Origin of the sequence: Marinomonas rhizomae (assembly GCF_024397855.1) — a bacterium.
Classification (GTDB): domain Bacteria; phylum Pseudomonadota; class Gammaproteobacteria; order Pseudomonadales; family Marinomonadaceae; genus Marinomonas; species Marinomonas rhizomae_A.
Genome location: NZ_CP073343.1, coordinates 659,762 through 677,901 on the forward strand (window position 1 = coordinate 659,762; position 18,140 = coordinate 677,901).

The window sequence follows — 18,140 nt, forward strand, 5'->3', positions numbered from 1 at the left end:
AAACAGCCGTTAAATGATAGATGCTTGATATGCAAAGAAATCTTATTAGCGTGAATTGGGTCTATTTTGCTAGACATTGGTCTAAGAAGCGTTTTGTTGTCTAAAATAAAAGCGCACACTCATGATGGGTGCCTTCTTATGTCAAAAGTTTCGTCTGCAAAAAAAGAGAATAATAAAATGGCCGCGATAGATATTCCTGAAGTCCATAAATTCATTGAAACGATTCCTCCCTTTTCGAGTTTAAGCTTGCCTGAGCGAAAACAACTACTCACAGGTGTAACCATGTTGTACGTGCGCCAGGGCCAGACTTTGATACTAAAAGATGAAGCGGCAACCGTGCATTTGATTCGTCGCGGCGCCTGCGAAATTCGCACGCCTAAAGGCGGGCTGGTGGATCAAATTGCCGACGGTGAATGTTTTGGTGTGTCTAGTGTGATGGCGCAAAATCCAGACGGTTTGCAAGTAGTCGCCATGGAAGACAGTTTGGTGTATCGCTTTGAAAAAACACGCTTTATGGAAACGTTGGCACAGAGTGAAGCCTTTGGGCTTTTCTTTGAACACACCCAGCACAATCGGTTACGTAAACTTTCTCGTAGTCAGAGTAATGAATTAGCCTCTCCTGCCTTGCAGTTATCGACACCCATTTCACACATTATGACGCGTCAATTGATTCTTGCGACCCCAGAAGAAAGTGTTCAAACCATCGCCATGCGTATGACCGAAGCGCGAGTCAGTTCTATCTTGGTGGTAGAGGGTGACAAACTAACTGGCATCGTCACGGATCGAGATTTACGCTCGCGTATTTTGGCCCTTGGCGGCTCGGCAGATTCATTAGTAAAAGAGGTAATGACGCAAGACCCTGTTAACTTGAGACCAGACGCCTTGGTAATGCAGGCACAGACTCTGATGAGCGAAAGCAATATTCACCATTTGCCCATTGTCGATGAAGAACAAAGAGCCGTTGGCATGTTAACCGCTGCTGATTTGTTGCGACATCAAGAACTCAGCCCGTTGCTGCTTATCAATCAAATCCATCGTCAGCAGTCTATTGAAGAGTTAGCTCGTGTTTGCAAACAATGGCCGACTTTGATTATGAATCTGATTGTCACCGATATGAAACCCGCTGATGTGGGCAAAGTACTGGCGACCGTGAGTGATAACCTAACGCGCCGCGTCATTGAGCTAGCGCTGGATAAGTATGGCCCAGCGCCCATGGCGTTTCAGTTTTTGGTGTTCGGTTCGCAAGCGCGACGGGATCAATCTTTGGGCAGTGATCAAGATAACGGCCTAATGTTAGAGCGCGAACCAACGGAAAAAGAAAGCCAATATTTTGCCGATTTATCCGAGTGTATTTGCCAAGGCTTGGGGCTTTGCGGCATTCGTCTTTGCCCCGGTAACATCATGGCGAGCAATCCTGAATGGCGAAGAACAGCAGTCGGCTGGCAGCAAGCTTTTTCTACTTGGATAAAAAGCAGTGCACCGAGCGCTTTACTTCACGCGAGCATCTTTTTCGACATTCGTTGTGTGTATGATTCAGGGGATAAACAAGGTGATGCGGTGAATAATCTAATCAAAGCCATGCAGTTGGAGGTAAGCAAAAACAGTGTGTTTTTAGCGACGCTGACACGCACCGCGTTGGCAAGCAAACCGCCATTAGGCTTCTTCCGTCATTTTGTTTTGGAATCCTCTGGCGAGCATAAAAACCAGCTTGACCTTAAACATCAAGGATTAGCGCTTATCAATGACTTGGCACGCTTGTATGGCTTGTCCTGCAAGACCTATCGAGCCGGTACCTTGGATCGAATCGAGCAAGCCATTCGCGAAAAGCTCATCAGTGTCGATACTGCACGCAACCTGATGGACGCTTGGGACAAACTCAATGGCTTGCGTCTTGAAGCTCAAGGACGACACTGGCAAGCCACTGGTAAAGCCAGCGCGTATTTGGATCCGAAAGATTTGAGTTCATTAGAGCGTAAGCATCTGAAGACCACCTTTAGCATCATCAATGATGTGCAAGACGTGGCACAGCAGCGGTTTTTAAGAGGATACAGCTAGATGGCACTTGCGTTCATGCAAAAGCTCAGTGCGTGGCACCTGTCGCGGCAATCGCTTAAACGAGCCTGGTCTGAATGGGATTATCTTGTACTGGATATCGAAACCTCGGGGTTAGATCCGAAGCAAGATCACATCGTTAGTTTTGGTTGGGTATGTATTCATAAAGGTGTGATTGAATTAGATACCGCGCGACATATTGTGTTGGATAGTGCACAAATTGGCGACAACGTCGGCATTCACATGATTACTGACTCAGACGTTTTGCAGCAAGGTAAAAAACAAGAAAGCGTGCTGCGTTACCTACGACACCTTCTACGCGAACGCGTCTTGGTAATGCACCACGCACCAATGGAACTGGGTTTTTTAAAACAAGCGTGGCAAACCGAAGCCTTAGCGACATTTTCAGCTAACTGGCTAGATACACTCGCCATTGAACGCACCAAAGCCAACCGAGCGCATCAACCTATTCAAGACGGCGGCTTTCGCCTCGGCTCCTGCCGAGAACGTTACGGCTTACCGGAATACCAAGGCCATGACGCCTTAACCGATGCCTTAGCCACGGCCGAACTACTGCTCGCCCAAATTGCCTACCAAGGCAGAGACTGTCGATTACACGACCTAAACCAAATGGGAGGCGGAAGAGTGCGGTTGGCGACGCGTTAGCAATAGCCCCCCTTTGGTATTTTATAGTATTTTAGTAATTACAATTAGGCGGTCCAACCACCGCTTATATCAAGGACTGCGCCAGTGATTTTGCTTGCTCTAGGGCCTGAAAGGAAGCTAACCGCAGCGGCGACATCTTCAATTTCAATTGTGTCTGGAATGGCCTTCATGTTTAGAAGGATATCAGGTACGTCTTCTATCCCTGCTTGCATATCTGTCAGCATGATGCCCGGCTGTATAACGTTTACTGTGATTTTACGAGCACCCAGATCTCTCGCTGCTCCCTTTGAATAGCCTACAATCGCTGCTTTTGTCGCTGCATATTCTGTAACACCAGGGACACCAACATGTGTCGCTAATCCGGTACCAATTGAAATGATGCGGCCACCATTACTCATTTTTTGTGACGCTGCTCGAATTGTGGAAATAACGCCTAGAACGTTAACTTGCCACATGCGATCCCAAGCTTGGGTGTCGGCGTTTGGATCATCAACTTTGCTGCCTTGATTAGCAAGTCCAGCATTGTTAACGAGAATATCTAGCTTACCGAATTCTTCTATTACTCGCTCAACAAGAAGTGGTGCAGCCTTTGTGTCACCTTGGTCACTTTGTAAAGCCAATCCACGTTGCCCAAGTTTTTCAATCTTACTAATTACTTCTTGTGCCTTTTGAGCGGATTGATTGTATGTGATTACAACATCGGCACCTGCTTCTGCTAGTTCTAATGCGATAGCAACGCCTAGACCTCTAGACCCGCCTGTTACCAAAGCTACTTTTCCAGTTAGGTTTTTCATCTGTTCTCCTTTAATGTTAGTTTAGGAATAGCATTTAAGGCTAGGATAGCGCGGTTTTTTTTTAAATGCTATTATTAAAATAACATTTAAATGAATTATGAGAGTCATGGCTAATGGTTGATTACAGGTTTTCAACGTCGCTACATATTATGTTGGCGCTTGCATATAGGTCTCGTCGAAATCCAGAAAAGTTGGTGTCATCAAGTGACTTGGCTACTAGCACGAAAAGTAACCCCACACTGATTCGCCAGCTACTGGTTCCGCTGAATGAAGCAGGCTTAATCAAAACTTATAGGGGGAAGAGTGGAGGTGTGGCTCTAGCAAAAGATGCGAAAGATGTATCACTGAGGGAGATATACGAGGCTTCTTTCAGTTCAAAGCTCATGCTTAGTAGAGGAATGGGTTATGAAGGTTGCCCCATAGGCTCTAACATTCATTGCGTATTTGATCATGTCTTGGGAGAGATGGAAGGTGTGCTTATGAAGCATTTGGAAGGAAAAAACCTACTCGATCTATTGGAATCGTTTATCGAATGAGTCCTTTTAGAAAACAGCAATGGTTTCCCGCTTTCGCGGGAATAGCAAAAATGACTGCTCCTTTTATTCCTTTACCACTAACTTCGAGCAGGTACTGGCGATAATCCCCAATCTTCTTCTTTTGGCTCTGTCGCTAAGACTCTTGGGTTTTCTGACCAGTGCATCAGGCTCATTTCCCCTGCAGCAGATTCTGTTAATGCTGTGCAATGTTCTACCCAATCGCCATCGTTGTATTCGGAGCTTAAGTCATGCAAGAAGAGATCGAGCTGTTCGAAGGTTTGTGTATAAAAGAGGCAGTTTTAAGGTGTTTGATTTCTTTAAACAAAAAAGACTTAGCCAAACAGGCTAAGTCTTTCACTCAAGGGAAACATGAATGTTAGAAACGGTATTCGGCACCAACGCTGGCTTGGTTGAAGTCTGTTTCGAATTTAGAATCAGAGCTGACGTTGTCCGCGTTTAGGTCGACGTCGTACCAAGTGTATTGTGCATTTAACAGTAAGTTCTCTGTTACGTTAAAGTTGATACCGGCGCCAGCGAATAAACTTCTATCGTCTGAGCTGCCTTTTATTGAGGCAACGTTGTAATCAGTTTCGTGCCATAGTTGACCTGCTTTAACAAACAATTCAGTCGTTTGAGTAATCGGCAAGGTGCCTTTTAGGGCGGCGGTATAACCCGTTGTAGATGCGCTAGCTGCACTGCCGCCATATTTACCAAAATCAATGTAGCTACCTTCCAATGCTAGGAAGGAATTAAATCGATAACCGACAATACCTTGTACTACATCGTTGTTGTCGTCGAAGTCGTCATCACTTTCTACTTTAAGGTAACCATAGTTACCACCAACATAAAGACCGCTGTTGTTTTCTGACATATCTTCTGCTTTTACTACGCCACTTAGAGAAGCTAAAGCGATGCTACCTGCGATTACTGGGATAAACTTTTTCATTATATAACTCCTTTTAGTTACTTTGTTAGAACTTCGTGAGTTGCGTTATTAATGTGCTGTATGAACGGCGGAAAGGCTAGGATTTCGGCGCTACTTACCTATTTGCTTCAATTTCTATGCGCTTAACGTAGGTTAAAAACGCTTTGTTGATAGTACGAAAAGGCAGAATGGATTTTGAACAGGTCGTAATCGATTGGTGAGCATGCAGGAATAGATGGATGAGATAGATAGCAAAGAAAGTGAGGGAAGATGAAAGAGCTCAGTCTAGAACAGAGAGAGCTCTTTGCATTTATGTTAATGGTATTTTTTACTAGCGACTTCGCCCCATAAATCTTCAATACGACTGTTACGACCACAGCTTGCGCGATAGTAAGCGTAGCGAATTGGGTTCTTTGTGTAGTAACTCTGATGGTACTCCTCTGCAGGGTAAAAGGTTTTAGCAGGTAGAATCTCAGTCACGATATCGTCTTTAAAGGGCTTTGTTTTATTAACTTTAGCGAGAGAAGCTTCGAAAACGACTTTTTGTTGGTCGTCTTGGTAAAACATCGCTGTCTTGTAGGGTGAGCCTTTGTCACAAAATTGGCCTGCGGCATCGGTTGGGTCGATGGTTTTCCAGTAATAATCTGCTAATGCTTTTAGTGAGACCACATCATCATCAAAATTGATCATTACGGCTTCAAAATGACCTGTCTTTCCGGAGGAGACTTGTTTATAAGTTGGGTTTTCGGTGTGGCCTCCTATGTAACCAGAGACAACATCGCTGACGCCTTGGACTAATTCGAAATCAGATTCTACACACCAGAAACAGCCGCCAGCGACTATCATTGTTTGCGGGGCTGCTTGGGATAAGCTGCTAAAAGCGGCCGCTCCACTAAGTAGCAGTAACCCAAAGGTGTTACTGAATAAATGTCGAGTTTTCATGTCGTTTGTCCTTATTATCGTGTGAGCGCGTCTGTTCGATGACGCGGTTAGCAATAAAGTCTTTCTTATGCTGCTGAATCTTTGACGTACAGCAGAACGCTTTTCTTACAATGAATTTTACCTTCCTACTTCCTAACGTATTTGCTGTCCATTTGGATGACATAATAAGCATATTATTATCTATATATGCTTAGCGTATTAAAGTCATTTGAAATATCAATTAAATGAATATAAGAATGTGCTGTAGCATGCAATGTAATCAGATTATTTAATTGGAGGGGTCATGAGTGCATTTGTTACTGAGCGTGTATTAAGCGTTCACCATTGGGATGAAAATCTCTTCAGCTTTAAAGTCACACGTAATCCGAGCTTACGTTTTGATAACGGTCAATTTGTGATGATTGGCTTGGAAACGGAAACTCGCCCTTTGATGCGTGCTTACAGTATAGCTAGCCCTAACTACGAAGAGCATTTAGAGTTTTTTAGTATAAAAGTACCTAATGGACCACTGACTTCACGCTTACAGCATTTAAAAGTGGGTGATGATGTTTTGGTTAGCCGCAAACCAACTGGCACCTTGGTAACTCGTGATTTACATCCAGGTAAACACTTGTATTTGTTGTCTACTGGCACAGGTTTAGCGCCTTTTTTAAGTGTTATCCAAGATTTTGATGCCTACGAGCAGTACGAAAAAATTGTATTGATTCACGGTGTTCGCCATGTAAGTGAATTGGCATATGCTGACTTTATTGAAAAAGAATTACCTGAAAATGAATTCTTTGGTGAGCAAGTAAGAGACAAATTAATTTATTACCCAACCGTGACTCGTGAAGCGTTTCGTAATCAGGGACGTCTGACAGATTTGATTCGCAGTGGTAAGCTAGCAGAAGATATTGCCTTGCCTCAGTTGAACCCATTGAATGATCGAGTCATGATTTGTGGTAGCCCAAGTATGCTTAAAGACACATCAACCTTGCTTGATGAACTTGGTTTTACAGAATCACCAAAGATTGGTGTGCCAGGGGATTATGTTATCGAGCGAGCTTTTGTTGAACATTAATTGCGAGAGTGATTCTCTTGCTGATAAATCATTTTAGGAGATGTTATGAGTTCTGATACCACATCGAATCAAGATTACGTTCCTCCAAAAGTCTGGCAATGGGATGCCGAAAACGGTGGTAAATTTGCCAGCACCAACCGTCCAATAGCGGGTGCAACGCACGAAAAAGTGTTGCCAGTCGGTAAGCATTCACTCCAGCTTCATTCTTTAGCGACACCAAATGGCCAAAAAGTCACTATCATGCTGGAAGAGCTATTGGCTCTAGGAATCAGTGCTGCTGAATACGATGCTTATTTGATTAACATCGGCGAAGGTGATCAATTTGGTTCAGGCTTTGTTGAAATCAATCCTAACTCAAAAATCCCTGCCTTGATGGATCACAGTACGACGCCACCGACTCGTGTATTTGAGTCTGGTTCTATCCTGCAATATTTAGCGGAAAAGTTTGATGCTTTGGTGCCAAAAGACCTAGCGGCAAAAACAGAATGCCGCAACTGGTTGTTCTGGCAAATGGGCTCTGCTCCGTATCTAGGCGGTGGTTTTGGTCATTTTTATGCGTATGCGCCGATTAAAATGCAATACCCGATCGATCGCTTTACGATGGAAACCAAGCGTCAGTTGGATGTGTTGGATAAGCAATTAGCCAATAATACTTACATGGCGGGCGAAGAATACTCAATCGCGGATATCGCGATTTGGCCTTGGTATGGCAATTTAGTTTTGGGCAATTTGTACGATGCGGCCGAGTTTTTAGACGTGACTAGCTACAAAAACGTGCTGCGTTGGGCGAAATCAATCGAGCAACGTCCAGCTGTTCAGCGTGGACGCATTGTTAATAAGTCTTTTGGCGACGGAGCACAGCTTCAAGAACGCCATGACGCATCAGATTTCGATGGTCTTATTAAGTAAGCTATAGCGTTGGAATCGTGCGTTTTTATGAAGGAATAAGCCATTTACTGGCTTATTCCTTTTTTATTGGTAATAAAAAATGGTTGTTTGAAAAATAAACAGTTATTTGCACCTATTCGGTGGCTTGTCACCATTTTGTAAGGCATGCATGTGTTAGAGTGGTGTTCTACGAAACCTGTTGGCCAGCATGATGCTGCAACCTACTCTTTGTTTGTGTCCATGTACTAGGCGATGTTTGCCTAATTTTGCAATGGCTAGATAAAAGAGAACAGCTCTACGTCTCATTTAGAGAGCTTTACCATGCAAAATTTAACGCAAGATGGACAAAACCTAGTTAACTCCCTTTCCCGTCGTTACAACCTAAGTTTCGATGCTGTGGTTCACATGCTGATAGCCGTCAACAATGGCAATGGTTCCATGGCGCAATTTAATTGCCCTGAACTGGGCGGTGGCGGTCAGTGGATGCGCGGTGGCATGACCATGGTCGGTGATATGTTTAACTATGGTTTGAAATCGACAGTGGACAATTTGTGTAATGAGTTGGCTAACGGTCTTGCTAATATGCAGGTTTTTATGCCATTACCAAAAGGTTCAACATCCAGTAATCAATGGTGGCCTGGTGATCTTGGACAGCCTTTTAGCAGCGGTGCACAAAACAGTACACGCTACGCTATTTTTCCGAATCGCCTGGCGGTTGAAGTGAATGGTAATGTCACTGTATACGATACGTTAGACAATAATATTGGTGGCATAAGCCAGCAGCAGGGTGGTAATTCTTCACTGACTTTTTCCAGCCAGTACGGCACGATTGCGGTGAATACATTGCCGATTGTTTCTGGCGCGGGTTCCGCTAATTCAAATACAAACAATCAAGCATCACAGAACAACTTTGTCGCTCCGCCTGCGCAAATGGCCTATACGACAACTCCTGAGGTGCAAACACCTCAGAACTTGAGTAATACGGCATCAGTCGATGAAGTGATTCAGTTGATTGAAAAGCTGGCAAAGCTCCGCGACATGGGCGCTATTTCGGATAACGAATACAATTCAAAGAAAACGGACTTGCTCAATCGTATTTGAGAGGATGGGTAGACACAAAGAAAGCCTCGGATAAGACTTTTTTGTGTCTATCAGTTTTAAAACTTTGATTTACTGTGGTGTTAAATACGCGGTGAGGAAAGTGTCAAAGTCCACTTCGTCTGCCGCTTCAATGGCTTCTTGATCACGTAAAGAGCGCTCAGCTTTTTCCATAAACTCACGAGTAAGTTCATCAGATAGAGGACGAGACATCCATTCTGTTTGTTGTTCTTTTGACAGTGCCAACATAGCATTCTGATAACCTTGTTGGATCTTGCTGCGCTCTAATAGCTGAGCAGAAGGAAGCAAGGCTTCATTGCTTAATTTTTCTCGTTGGACTTCTACAGCTTGCTGGTAAGCCGGGTTGCCCGTTTTGGCGGATAAAAATTCTGCTACTTCAGCCAGTGAATTTAACATGTCTTCTGCTTTCGTACGTAGCTTGGTTGGGCCTTGGCCAAAATCAAAGCTCATGTCTAAATCACGGCCATGAGAAGCAATTTCTTGCTGCATCTGACGGAGTTGGTTGCATTCCGCGCTGCCTAGTCGTTCATCGCCACGTAGCATGCAGTAAAGCAAAAATACATCGATAAAATATAGCGTTGACGATTGCATGCCGATAGAAGAGCTTGGATCGAGATCCATGATGCGAACTTCGATGTATTCAACACCTCTAGCATGCAAGGCGGCACTTGGATGCTCGCCTGGTTGTGTTACACGTTTTGGGCGAATATCGCTGTAATACTCATTTTCGATCTGCAATAAATTGCTGTTAAGCTGACGATATTGACCATCGACTTTTACACCAATGTCTTGATAGCGCTGGTAAGGCGTCTGCAGGGCTTTTCTGACCGTGCTGATGTAGGTTTCAACTTCGTTGTAACAAACATATAAATCGGCTTGAGCTTTGTTTTGGTAGCCAAGGTCACTCATACGCAGTGAAGTGGCTTTTGGGCCAAACCAGGTATTCTTCTCAAGTGTACTCAGGCTATCTGGCTTTTTTGGTAAAAAGCTTTCATCGATGGCTGGAGATGCGCCAAATAATAAAGACAACATCCAAGAGCTACGACGGAAATTTCGGATCAAAGCAAAATAGCTGTCTGATTGAAATGCTTGTTTATCAGTGTCTGAAAGGTTGGTTTTGCCTTTGTAGCTTTCCAAGAAAGACCAGAAGTCTTTATCGAAAGAGAAGTTATAATGCATGCCAGCGATGCACTGCATGATGCGTCCATAACGATTAGACAAGCCTTCGCGGTAAACGCGTTTTAGTTTGCCAGTGTTGGATTCGCCATAATACGCGATAGGAACGTCTTCATTACCCGCTAAATAACAAGGCATACTGGCCGGCCATAAACATTCATCTTGTTTGTAGAGTTCGTGGTTAACCAAGTTATGAATGTCTTCCAGCTCTTTAATAACGCCTTCAACGCTTGGATGAACGCCAGTAATAAACTCCATCAAAGATTCGGAATAATCCGTTGTGATAGAACTGTGTGTCATGGCCGAACCCAATGTTTTTGGGTGGGGCTTATGTGAAATATGACCTTCAGTACGATCAACTCGGAGTGCTTCTCGTTCCACACCACGATGAAATGTTAAAGCAGAAGTCGTCGCGGCTTGTTGGCAATGAGTTGCCAACGCTTGCAAGGCATCGGTTAAGGTGGTCAAGAAGTCTTCCTTCTATTAAATAAGGCAAAATTAAATTTTAAGGATTGTACTCGGCAGAGCTTATTCGCGGCAAGCAACAGATGCCTTGTGCACAAAAAATGCTGACTTCCTGAATATAATAGATAAAAGCAATTTGCCATGCCAAAGACCGACCTACATTTAACTTATTTAGCTGTAGGGCGGCCTTTAGGTTGACAATTATCGCTATAGGGGTGGGTTACAGACGCATTTCGATGCCAGCATCGATCATACGTTGTTTGGCTTCGTGAATGCTGTATTCAGCAAAATGGAAAATACTGGCGGCCAATACCGCATCCGCTTTGCCTTCAATCACGCCATCGACCAGATGATCCAAATTACCCACACCGCCAGAGGCGATAACAGGCACATGAACCGCTTCACTGATAGCGCGCGTCACGCCTAGGTCGAAACCATTTTTCGTGCCGTCTCGATCCATACTAGTTAGCAGGATTTCCCCTGCGCCGTATTCGACCATTTTCTTTGCCCACTCAACCGCATCCAAACCTGTCGGTTTGCGGCCACCATGGGTGAATATTTCCCATTTGTCTGTTTCACCTTCAGCGCTGACTTTTTTGGCATCGATAGCAACAACAATGCATTGAGAGCCGAAGCGCTGAGCTGCTTCACGGACAAATTCAGGGTTGAATACCGCAGCGGTATTAATGCCGACTTTATCAGCGCCAGCGTTTAGCATGCGACGAATGTCTTCGCAGGTACGAATGCCGCCACCAACAGTCAAAGGAATGAATACTTGGCTGGCAATGGCTTCGACCATATGAACGGTTGTCTCACGATCGTCTGAGCTGGCGGTGATATCTAGAAAAGTAATCTCATCCGCGCCTTGCTCGTTGTAGCGCTTTGCTACTTCAACAGGATCGCCTGCGTCACGAATATCAACGAACTGGACGCCTTTTACAACGCGGCCATTGTCCACATCAAGGCAAGGAATAATACGTTTTGCTAAGCCCATAAATGGCGCTCCTAGAATCTAATATGCTTCTATCTAAACAAACTTATAAGGCATGCGGTTATGGCTTGCCATCCCAGTGAAGGAAGTTCTTATAAAGCTGAAGGCCGTCTTTGTGGCTTTTTTCTGGGTGAAACTGCACTGCAAAAACATTGTCGCGAGCGAGCGCCACACAGAATTCCAAACCATAGTCACAGGTACCCGCGACTTCGCTTTTGTTTTCTGGCACCACATAAAAGCTGTGTACAAAGTAAAAGCGAGCGTTGTCTGCAATATCCGCCCAAAGAGGGTGGTTAATAGTGTGCTGCACCTGATTCCAGCCCATGTGCGGTACTTTAAGTTTGCTGCCGTCATGATCTGTGTGTTTTTCACCAAAGAACAGAGCGTTGCCTTGGAAATGGTTCAAGCAATCGACGCCGCCATTTTCTTCACTGTGAGACATCAACGACTGAATGCCGACACAAATGGCAAGAAAAGGTTTTTCTGCCATGGCTTTATGTATGCTAGGAACCAGTCCAGCATTGTGCATTTCACCAATACAATCGCGAATCGCGCCAACACCAGGTAGCAACACGCGATCAGCGGCATCAATCACCGCAGGGTCACTGGTGACAATCACTGAAGTGTTTTCATCCGCCACGTGTTCAAGGGCTTTGGCAACCGAGTGAAGGTTACCCATGCCATAGTCTATTACTGCGACGGTAGATTTTTTCATCTCACTCATACTCTTACTACTCATTCCAAGAGAACTTTACAAAGAACCTTTAGTGGAAGGCATTTGCCCTGCCATACGTTCGTCAGCTTCTAATGCCATACGTAATGCACGGCCAAATGCTTTGAAAATGGTTTCCGCTTGGTGGTGAGTGTTCTTACCACGAAGATTGTCTAGGTGCAGCGTGACTTTGGCGTGGTTGATAAAGCCATGGAAAAACTCTGAGAATAAATCTACGTCAAAACCACCGACAGAGCCACGAGTAAAAGGCACGTGCATTTCTAACCCTGGACGACCAGAGAAATCAATCACTACGCGAGACAAGGCTTCGTCTAATGGAACATAAGCATGGCCATAACGTTTGATGCCTTTTTTATCGCCAACGGCAATCTCAAAAGCTTGTCCTAGCGTGATACCCAAATCTTCAACGGTGTGGTGAGCGTCAATGTGAAGATCGCCAACCGCATGGATGTCTAGGTCAATTAGGCCGTGACGTGCTACTTGTTCAAGCATATGGTCAAGGAAAGGAACACCTGTGATGCAGTTGAATTTACCGGTACCGTCTAAGTTAATCGATACCTTGATCTGAGTTTCAAGCGTATTACGCTCGACACTGGCAATGCGATCGGACATTGATTGAGTTCTCCACAGTGATGGTGACGAGTGGTCGTCACGTGTTTGTATAATAAGAGCATGACATAATTTGCCCATTATAGAACGTGCACTCTTTGGCTTCTATGGTTTGTCTGTGTGTTTTTTGATGAGTTGTCGCTATTGCGTCGATAAACGTTTACTTCGAGTGCTATGATATGGCGATATTTTATTCCTTCCCTTGAAGATGAGGAGAAGGAGCAAAAAAACGAACTTAGCTCCTCCCCCTGCTAAGGGGGAGGTTGGGAGGGGGTTAATAAAGTTAACAACCCCATCCTACACCTTCCCCTTAAAGATAAGGGTAAGGAACAAAAAAACGAACTTAGCTCCTCCCCCTGCTAAGAGGGAGGCTGGTAAGAGTAATTTATTAAGGAGTGTGTCATGGTTTGGATAAAGCGACTTTTACTGTTGGTGGCTGGTTTATTAGCTGTTGTTGCTCTTTTGTTGGCGTACGTCATGTTGTTTGTGAATCCAAATGACTTTAAAGACGAACTAAAAAGCGTTGCGCTAGAAAAAGCCAATGTTAATTTACGTTTGGACGGTGACATCAGTTGGTCGTTTTTTCCTTGGCTGGGGTTGGGGTTAGAAGACATAGGTGTTTCTGTTGGCTCAGATCCCGAAATTTTACAATTCGATCGCGCCGAGTTTGGTTTGGCTATTTTGCCTTTGCTTGAACAAAAAATTCAGGTGGATAAAGTAAATTTGGTGAACCTAAAAGCCAGCTTAAATAAAAACGCCCAAGGCCAAGGTAATTGGCAGCTAGATTTACCGGACAACTCTTCAGTAGCAAGCTCTGTGTCACCATCAACAAGCGCTAGTGCCGATTCCAATGCCGCGAATAACAGTGCTGAAAAAATCAAATTGCCTGATATTCAGCTCGATGAATTGCGTATTGAAAACGCGCAAGTTCAATACCGTGATGAGCAAACTAAGCAGTTGATAAATGCGACCTTAAACGTCCGGTTAAATGACGTTCAATGGGATAAAGCGTGGCCAATGGCGATGGATATCGCTGTGACGCAGAGTGATTTGCAGGGAAAATCACCCGTAAAGGCGAAAGCCACTTTAAATGCGAATCTTGCGGTTTTCCCAGAACGTGAATTTTTATCGTTAGATTCTTTGGTGTTGTCTGCTGATATTGAAAGTGATTTATTACCAGCCAGCCCAATCAGCGCAAAACTCAGTGCGGCCAATGTGGATGTTGATTTACCGCAAGAGAACGTATTGGCGGAAGGGCTGTCACTAAGTGTTTTGGGTGTCAACGTCGATGCCAAAGTTCAAGCTTATCAAGTGTTGAGCGATCCTCAGTTTTCTGCAGTGTTAACCATCGGAGAGTTTAATCCACGCTACCTGATGACACGTTTAAAACTACCACTTCCAGATATGTCGGATGAAACCGCACTGACCAAAGCGCGTGCTAATATCACGTTAGAAGGCAGTTTAGATTCTATTACCGCACAGCCGATTTCAATCGTGATGGACGATACCAGTATCGAAGCCAATGCTGTGGTGGATTTATCGCCCTTGCGTTGGGATGTTAGTGTGGCGGGTAAAAACTTAGACCTTGACCGTTACTTGCCTACACCAGTTGAAAATAGTGAAGACGGTGCTGATTTAGAGGATGTCATATCAGGTACGGTGTCCACTTCTAATGAAATAAAAGACTCATCATCACAAAATGATCTTGATGCAGGCACACTCATCCCAATCGACTTGATTCGTTCGTTAAATGGTCATGTCGGCGTTGTATTTGAAAATCTCACCATGAAGAAGTTAAAAATAGACAAAATTGAATTGGATTCAACCCAAGCAAATGGCTTGGTAAAAGTCTCACCGCTGAGAGCATCTTTGTATAAAGGTACTGTGTCATCAAAAGCGAGTTTGGATGTACGAGGTATAACACCAGTTTTCAATGTTTCTCCTGCAATCGATGGTGTTCAAATACAGCCTTTGCTGATCGATTTTATGGATATGGATAAAGTTGCCGGTGCAACCTTTTTAAATGGTGAGTTGAGCGCTAAGGGAAATAGTATTGATACCCTTATGTCTTCTTTACAAGGGGATCTATTGGTAGAGATTAAAAATGGCGCCTTGGTTGGAACGAATTTAACGAAGACAGTATGTGAAGGCATTGCTGCGGTCAATAAAGACAAACTCAACGACGAGCAATTCGGCCCAGATACACCGTTTGAAACCATGCGTTTTCCTGCCTATATCATCAATGGTCAAGTATCGACGCCAGGATTGGAAATAAGTTCTGCGGGTATTCAGGTGACTGGTGACGGTGTTGTGTCTCTTCCAGGCTCTTCTTTGGACTATCAGGCCAATGTTGCTCTTTCAGGGAGTTCATTAGATAAAGCGTGTCGCGTCAATGAAAAAATCGTTCAGCTTGCATTTCCTATTGTGTGTAAAGGTAAATTTAGCGACGATCCTGCGGGTTTATGTCGTCCTGACATAAAGGGGTTCGGTGCCTTGTTCTCCGATTTAGCTAAAGCTGAACTGAACAGAAAATTGCAAAAAGAGAAAGTCCGTCTGAAAGAAAAAGAAGCAGAACTAAAAGCCAAAGTTGATGCTGAAAAAGCCCGTTTAAAAGCTGAGGTAGACGCGAAACGAGATGCTGAAAAAGCCCGTTTAAAAGAAAAAGAAGCAGAAGCAAAAGCCAAAATTGATGCAGAAAAAGCTCGTTTGAAAGCCGAACTTGAAGAAAAGCGCAAGGCGGAAGAAGAAAGAGCAAAAGAGAAGCTAAAAGAAAAACTAAAGAACTTGTTTTAATTATTGCCTGATTGAAAAGTAGATAGATTAAAACGCCGTAAACGTGAGAGATAAATGCAACCAGTTGAAAATTTTGCGCCCCGTGTTTTAGCGTGGTTTGATGAGCACGGGCGTAAAAGTTTGCCTTGGCAAGAGAATAAAACACCGTATCGAGTATGGATTTCTGAAATCATGTTGCAGCAAACGCAAGTGACCACAGTTATCCATTATTACCATAAATTTATGACATCTTTTCCAACGGTTGAGGCTTTGGCGGATGCTGAACAAGATGAGGTGCTCGCTCACTGGAGTGGCTTAGGCTACTACGCTCGGGCGCGTAATATGCATAAAGCGGCCAAAATGCTGGTGGAAGAGTTTGACAGTGAATTCCCACAAACGGTTGAAGGTGTATGTGAGTTGCCTGGCATTGGCCGTTCAACGGCCGCCGCCATTTTGTCTATTGCACGTGGTGTACAAGCAGCGATTTTAGATGGCAATGTAAAGCGTGTTTTGGCGCGCTTCCATGCTGTGCCCACTTGGCCGGGTGAGAAGAAAACAGAAAATGCCATGTGGGAGTTAGCAGAGCATTATATGCCGAGTGAGCGATGTGGTGATTACACGCAAGCTATGATGGATCTAGGAGCGACGCTTTGTACTCGTTCTAAACCACAATGCTTGATTTGTCCGCTGCAAAGCGATTGCCAAGCGCGCCTTACTCAAGATCCAACACAATTTCCTATCCGCAAACCGAAAAAAGCCGCTAAGCCAGAAAAGAGCATTCAGTTACTGGTGTTGACCAATCAGCAAGGGCAGTGGTTATTAGAGAAGCGTCCTTCTACGGGAATTTGGGGCGGATTGTGGAGTCTGCCCGAACTTGCGCCAGATGAATCGGTAGTGCTTCATATTGAACAACGATTTGCGACACAAGTTGCTGCTGTCACACCCTTGTCATCTTTTAGACATACTTTTAGTCATTATCATCTGGATATTTCACCTAGCCAAATTCAAATAGCCGATACAAAGTTGGTAATGGATGGCGATAAATATCAATGGTTCAGCCAACAGGATGCCATGACCCAAGGGTTGCCTGCTCCTGTCAGAAGTATCTTGGAACAAATTGACTAACTAATTCGGAATCTTCGTACTATGACAGACAAAAACCTCTCATACTTTAAACGCGTAGCAGAGGTTTTTGTCTCTTTCCTCTTATTAGGTTTTACCAGCTTTGGTGGGCCTGCCGCTCATCTCGGTTATTTTAATCAGACCTTTGTTCAGCGAAAAAAATGGGCGAGTGAGGCGCAATACACTCAATGGGTGGCGCTGAGTCAAATCGTACCTGGGCCGGGTTCAAGTCAGGTTGGTTTTGCCTTGGGCTATCATCGCGCTGGCTTATTTGGTGCGATAGCGGCCTTTGTGGCTTTTACCTTGCCGTCTTTTGTGATCATGGTGTTGTTGGCGCAGTTTGGTAATCACTGGCAGGGGAATGTGTTTTTTGATGGCGTCGTTCATGCTTTAAAGCTTTTGGCGGTAGTCATAGTGGCTGATGCTTGTGTCAGTATGTGGCGGTCTTTTTGTCAGAGCAAGACAATGGCTTGTCTGGCAGTATTCAGTGCGGCATTTATTGTGTTGTCTCCTTCCGGTTTTGCTAATTTGATGGTGTTGTTTGTTGCCATCTGTTTTGGTTTTCTAGCAAGACCGCCTCTGGTTCCTACTGCTTCAGAAGCTTTGCCTAAGGTGCGTTTTGCTTGGTGTTTCTTTTTGATTGCCATGGCAATTTTCTTTGCTAGCTTTCTGGTAAGTGGCGGATTGAGTGGTTTGTTTGCCGATTTTTACCGCGCGGGCGCTTTAGTCTTCGGTGGTGGGCATGTGGTGCTGCCGATGTTGTCGACTTTCGCATTGACGCCTGATTCTTTTGTAGAGCCTGCATCAGCGGTTATTGATGAATCTAATTTATTGTTAGGTTATGCCGCGGCTCAAGCGGTCCCCGGGCCCATGTTTACCATGGCCAGCTTTTTAGGCGCAGCAGTCACTCCCGACGGCGGCAATATTTTACTATGGGCAGGCGTGGCAACCTTAGCGGTATTTTTGTCGGGGCTATTGTTGATGCTAAGTGCTCAAGCTGTTTGGCAGCGCTTGACTCATTATGATCGCTTTCGCTCAGCGGTCGCGAGTCTAAATGCGGCTGTGGTCGGAATATTGCTGGCGGCGTTATACTATCCTATCGGAATATCGAGCTTGCTTGATTGGATGGACATCGCCATTGCTGTGTTAGGTTTTGCCTGGTTAACCTATAAACGCCCATCGATTTTTGTTTTGATTTTGGTGTTTGTTGCTATTGGCTTGGCGAGAAGTCTTTAAGCCTCCCCATAAGAGGCAAGAGGGAGGAGCTTAGTACGATTGCGTTTCTGATCT

Annotated in this window: 17 protein-coding genes; 9 read left to right on the top strand and 8 right to left on the bottom strand. The window is 44.6% G+C overall.

Features of this window, described 5'->3' with window-relative positions:
* The first annotated feature begins 138 nt into the window (after window positions 1-138).
* Window positions 139-2,055, top strand: coding sequence for a DUF294 nucleotidyltransferase-like domain-containing protein (locus KDW99_RS03015; protein ID WP_255827848.1), 1,917 nt, complete (start codon window positions 139-141; stop codon window positions 2,053-2,055).
* Complete coding sequence (locus tag KDW99_RS03020; protein ID WP_255827849.1) at window positions 2,056-2,718, top strand: 3'-5' exonuclease; 663 nt, start codon at window positions 2,056-2,058, stop codon at window positions 2,716-2,718.
* Between the two features lie 44 nt (window positions 2,719-2,762).
* Here KDW99_RS03020 and KDW99_RS03025 read toward each other — a convergent pair whose 3' ends face one another.
* The gene (locus KDW99_RS03025; protein ID WP_255827850.1) at window positions 2,763-3,512 is read right to left on the bottom strand and encodes an SDR family NAD(P)-dependent oxidoreductase; all 750 of its coding nucleotides are present in this window, start codon (window positions 3,510-3,512) and stop codon (window positions 2,763-2,765) included.
* 113 nt (window positions 3,513-3,625) lie between these two features.
* Here KDW99_RS03025 and KDW99_RS03030 point away from each other — a divergent pair, with 113 nt between their 5' ends.
* On the top strand, window positions 3,626-4,048 hold the full coding sequence (locus tag KDW99_RS03030; protein ID WP_255827851.1) for an RrF2 family transcriptional regulator: 423 nt from the start codon (window positions 3,626-3,628) through the stop codon (window positions 4,046-4,048).
* A 77-nt stretch (window positions 4,049-4,125) separates the two neighbouring features.
* Here the strand turns inward: KDW99_RS03030 and KDW99_RS03035 are convergent, their stop codons facing one another.
* The 3 genes from KDW99_RS03035 to msrA form a co-directional block, all read right to left on the bottom strand.
* Complete coding sequence (locus KDW99_RS03035; protein ID WP_255827852.1) at window positions 4,126-4,302, bottom strand: hypothetical protein; 177 nt, start codon at window positions 4,300-4,302, stop codon at window positions 4,126-4,128.
* A gap of 122 nt (window positions 4,303-4,424) precedes the next feature.
* A complete protein-coding gene (locus KDW99_RS03040; RefSeq protein WP_255827853.1) occupies window positions 4,425-4,994 on the bottom strand; it encodes a porin family protein in 570 nt (189 codons plus the stop codon).
* 294 nt (window positions 4,995-5,288) lie between these two features.
* Window positions 5,289-5,915 carry a peptide-methionine (S)-S-oxide reductase MsrA gene (gene msrA, locus KDW99_RS03045; RefSeq protein ID WP_255827854.1) on the bottom strand — a complete coding sequence of 209 codons (627 nt, stop codon included), beginning with the start codon at window positions 5,913-5,915 and terminating at the stop codon, window positions 5,289-5,291.
* A gap of 283 nt (window positions 5,916-6,198) precedes the next feature.
* Between msrA and KDW99_RS03050 the strand changes: the two genes are divergently transcribed.
* The 3 genes from KDW99_RS03050 to KDW99_RS03060 all read left to right on the top strand — a co-directional run bounded on the left by KDW99_RS03050 (window position 6,199) and on the right by KDW99_RS03060 (window position 8,964).
* Window positions 6,199-6,975 (top strand): ferredoxin--NADP reductase, encoded by a 777-nt coding sequence (locus KDW99_RS03050; RefSeq protein ID WP_255827855.1) that lies wholly within the window; start codon window positions 6,199-6,201, stop codon window positions 6,973-6,975.
* Between the two features lie 45 nt (window positions 6,976-7,020).
* Window positions 7,021-7,884 (top strand): glutathione-dependent disulfide-bond oxidoreductase, encoded by an 864-nt coding sequence (yghU, locus tag KDW99_RS03055; RefSeq protein WP_255827856.1) that lies wholly within the window; start codon window positions 7,021-7,023, stop codon window positions 7,882-7,884.
* A gap of 300 nt (window positions 7,885-8,184) precedes the next feature.
* On the top strand, window positions 8,185-8,964 hold the full coding sequence (locus KDW99_RS03060) for an SHOCT domain-containing protein (protein WP_255827857.1): 780 nt from the start codon (window positions 8,185-8,187) through the stop codon (window positions 8,962-8,964).
* A 69-nt stretch (window positions 8,965-9,033) separates the two neighbouring features.
* Here KDW99_RS03060 and gshA read toward each other — a convergent pair whose 3' ends face one another.
* The 4 genes from gshA to hisB all read right to left on the bottom strand — a co-directional run bounded on the left by gshA (window position 9,034) and on the right by hisB (window position 12,959).
* Window positions 9,034-10,626: a glutamate--cysteine ligase gene (gshA, locus tag KDW99_RS03065; protein WP_255827858.1), complete on the bottom strand. Its 1,593-nt coding sequence runs from the start codon at window positions 10,624-10,626 to the stop codon at window positions 9,034-9,036.
* Between the two features lie 217 nt (window positions 10,627-10,843).
* Window positions 10,844-11,617: an imidazole glycerol phosphate synthase subunit HisF gene (gene hisF / locus KDW99_RS03070; RefSeq protein WP_255827859.1), complete on the bottom strand. Its 774-nt coding sequence runs from the start codon at window positions 11,615-11,617 to the stop codon at window positions 10,844-10,846.
* 58 nt (window positions 11,618-11,675) lie between these two features.
* The gene (gene hisH, locus KDW99_RS03075; protein WP_255827860.1) at window positions 11,676-12,338 is read right to left on the bottom strand and encodes an imidazole glycerol phosphate synthase subunit HisH; all 663 of its coding nucleotides are present in this window, start codon (window positions 12,336-12,338) and stop codon (window positions 11,676-11,678) included.
* 27 nt (window positions 12,339-12,365) lie between these two features.
* On the bottom strand, window positions 12,366-12,959 hold the full coding sequence (gene hisB, locus KDW99_RS03080; RefSeq protein WP_113917351.1) for an imidazoleglycerol-phosphate dehydratase HisB: 594 nt from the start codon (window positions 12,957-12,959) through the stop codon (window positions 12,366-12,368).
* A gap of 399 nt (window positions 12,960-13,358) precedes the next feature.
* Here hisB and KDW99_RS03085 point away from each other — a divergent pair, with 399 nt between their 5' ends.
* The 3 genes from KDW99_RS03085 to chrA are packed head-to-tail and all read left to right on the top strand — an operon-like array spanning window position 13,359 to window position 18,086.
* Window positions 13,359-15,749, top strand: a complete 2,391-nt coding sequence (locus KDW99_RS03085; protein WP_255827861.1) for an AsmA family protein — start codon at window positions 13,359-13,361, stop codon at window positions 15,747-15,749.
* 54 nt (window positions 15,750-15,803) lie between these two features.
* The gene (mutY, locus tag KDW99_RS03090; RefSeq protein WP_255827862.1) at window positions 15,804-16,853 is read left to right on the top strand and encodes an A/G-specific adenine glycosylase; all 1,050 of its coding nucleotides are present in this window, start codon (window positions 15,804-15,806) and stop codon (window positions 16,851-16,853) included.
* A gap of 21 nt (window positions 16,854-16,874) precedes the next feature.
* Window positions 16,875-18,086: a chromate efflux transporter gene (gene chrA, locus KDW99_RS03095; protein WP_255827863.1), complete on the top strand. Its 1,212-nt coding sequence runs from the start codon at window positions 16,875-16,877 to the stop codon at window positions 18,084-18,086.
* Window positions 18,087-18,140 lie beyond the last annotated feature (54 nt).